2 protein-coding genes, 1 tRNA gene and 2 pseudogenes are annotated in these 2,338 nt (G+C 63.5%); 2 read left to right on the plus strand and 3 right to left on the minus strand.

Annotated features, from left to right (window positions below; all coding sequences use genetic code 11):
• Window positions 1-406 (plus strand): annotated as a pseudogene (locus X803_RS20330) (3-methyladenine DNA glycosylase); the annotation flags it as partial.
• A 202-nt stretch (window positions 407-608) separates the two neighbouring features.
• Here X803_RS20330 and trxA read toward each other — a convergent pair.
• Both trxA and X803_RS0114650 read right to left on the minus strand, forming a co-directional pair.
• The gene (trxA, locus tag X803_RS0114645; protein ID WP_026545711.1) at window positions 609-1,004 is read right to left on the minus strand and encodes a thioredoxin; all 396 of its coding nucleotides are present in this window, start codon (window positions 1,002-1,004) and stop codon (window positions 609-611) included.
• A gap of 168 nt (window positions 1,005-1,172) precedes the next feature.
• Window positions 1,173-1,254: transfer RNA gene (locus X803_RS0114650), tRNA-Tyr, on the minus strand.
• 204 nt (window positions 1,255-1,458) lie between these two features.
• Here X803_RS0114650 and X803_RS0114655 point away from each other — a divergent pair.
• Entirely contained in the window at window positions 1,459-1,947 is a 489-nt protein-coding gene (locus tag X803_RS0114655; protein WP_026545712.1) for a YajQ family cyclic di-GMP-binding protein, read from the plus strand.
• 179 nt (window positions 1,948-2,126) lie between these two features.
• Here the strand turns inward: X803_RS0114655 and X803_RS20335 are convergent.
• Window positions 2,127-2,338 (minus strand): annotated as a pseudogene (locus X803_RS20335) (protease HtpX); the annotation flags it as partial.

Here is a 2,338-nt window from a genome sequence, read left to right on the forward strand (position 1 = left end):
GGTTCCCTCCTGGGAATGGCACCGGGCCGGGGTGGATTCAAAGCGGTCTGCGGCTGCCCTGAGGGCGGCCGGCGCCGTGTCCGGGCTGGAGCGGCTGGCCGGTCTGGATGCAGCCGGCGTCCACGCGGGGCTGTGTTCAATCCCCGGCATCGGCGTGTGGACTGCAGCAGAGGTACTCCAGCGGACACACGGCTGCCCTGACTCGATTTCGGTGGGGGATTTTCACCTGGCAGCGTTTGTCGGAGCGGCCCTCACGGGTAAGCGCACCGATGACGCCGGGATGCTGGAGCTGCTCACGCCCTGGGCAGGGCAGCGCCAGCGCGTGGTGCGGATGCTGTACGCGAGCGGGTTCCGGAAGCAGGCGTACGGTCCACGGCTCTCTCCGGAGGATCACCGGCGGCGGTAGTACCCCGGTCCCCCGTACCGGTTTCCCCGACTTCATGCGTTTTGTAGCACAGTTTGTACAGCCCTCCTCCCATGGAATCGCCTGGCTGCCTGACTAGGCGCTTCAGAACATGGGAAATCCGGCCCATCCTGCGGCCCGCTTTCGGCGCACAAAGGCCCCGGCTCCCGATAGTGACGGGAGCCGGGGCCTTTGCGAAGCCTTGTTATGCCTGCGGCTGTGCGCCTTCAGCGGAGGCCTTGGCCTGCTGCTCGGCGACCTGTGCATGGACTTCCTTCATGTCCAGGGCCTTGACGGCGTCCACCAGTTCGGTGAACTGGTTGTTATTCAGCGCGCCCGGCTGGGAGAAGACGAGAACCTTCTCGCGGAACGCCATCAGCGTGGGGATCGAGGTGATGCCTGCTGCCGCGGCGAGCGACTGCTCGGCTTCGGTGTCCACCTTTGCGAAGGTGACGTCCTCGTGCTGCTGGGAAACGGCGTCATACACGGGAGCAAACTGCTTGCACGGGCCACACCATTCGGCCCAGAAATCGACGAACACAATGTCGTTCGATTCGATGGTCTCGGGGAAGGTTGCCTCGGTGATGTCAATAGTTGCCATATCTTCACGCTAACGAGTTTCCGCCCGGATGTCGCGCCGTGTTCGCTCTGCGCGAGGCCGCTTGGTACAAGCCGCGCAGTCACGCCGCAGTTATGCGCGGCCGGGCAGACAAAAGCAAAAGGCCCGCACTCCCCTGGTTTTCCGGGTAGTACGGGCCTTCGTGGCGAGTGGCAGATGAGGGATTCGAACCCCCGTAGGCTGTGCCAGCTGATTTACAGTCAGCCCCCTTTGGCCGCTCGGGTAATCTGCCGAACGTCTCGTGAAGAGACCACCCGCGGATCGCCGTCCGCAGGCAAAATAACTTTACAGAACATCCCGCACATAATCGAATCGTGCCCGGGCGGTCTGGAATCCGGCCTTCGGGACCCGTTTCACCTGCAGATGAAGCTGCCCTGTCGGAGAGCCCGTGAATTAGGGTAGGAGCAGGAAAACTACCAACCAGAAGGAGGCAACGGTGGCCAGCGAATCCACATTCGATGTTGTGAGCAAGGTCGACAAGCAGGAAGTCGCCAACGCGCTGAACCAGGCCCAGAAGGAGATCGCCCAGCGGTACGACTTCAAGGGAGTCGGCGCCGAGGTCGACTTCAGCGGCGAAAAGATCCTCATGAAGGCGAACTCCGAGGAGCGCGTCCTCGCGGTCCTGGACGTGCTGCAGTCGAAGATGATCAAGCGCGGCATCTCGCTGAAGTCCCTGGACACCGGAGAGCCCTACGCCTCCGGCAAGGAGTTCCGCCTGGAGACCTCCATCAAGGAGGGCATCGCCCAGGATGTCGCCAAGAAGATCAACAAGCTCATCCGCGACGAAGCGCCCAAGGGCGTCAAGTCCCAGATCCAGGGTGACGAGCTGCGCGTCAGCTCGAAGTCCCGGGACGACCTGCAGGCCACCATGGCGCTGCTAAAGAACTTCGACGAGGCTGACCTCCAGTTCGTGAACATGCGTTAGGCGTTCAAGCCAACCAGACAGCGACGGCGGCGCTCCCCTTCAGAGGGGGCGCCGCCGTCGTCGTTCTCGATGTCAGACGAACGAATATCCCAACGAACTGCTCGTCTCAGTGGGAATGAGCAGCTCTTTCCCACTGAACTGCCGACGTCAGTGGGACCGTCCGCCTGGAGAGACCGGAATCAGCTGGGCCGGCCGCCCGCCATGCCCTCAAGGCGGGCAATCCGCTGTGCCATGGGCGGGTGGGACGCAAACAGCTTCTGCACCCCGCCGCCGCGGAACGGGTTCGCGATCATCAGGTGTGAGGTGTTGACCAGCTGCTGGCTCTGCGGCAGCGGTGCCTGCTGGGTACCTCGCTCGAGCTTCCGCAGGGCGGAGGCGAGCGCCAGCGGGT

Source organism: Arthrobacter sp. 35/47 (genome assembly GCF_000520475.1).
GTDB classification, from domain to species: Bacteria; Actinomycetota; Actinomycetes; order Actinomycetales; family Micrococcaceae; genus Arthrobacter_D; species Arthrobacter_D subterraneus.

Bases quoted from the DNA above. Each gene is read 5' to 3' on its own strand.
- trxA (WP_026545711.1), bottom strand. From the start codon at position 1,004: ATGGCAACTATTGACATCACCGAGGCAACCTTCCCCGAGACCATCGAA.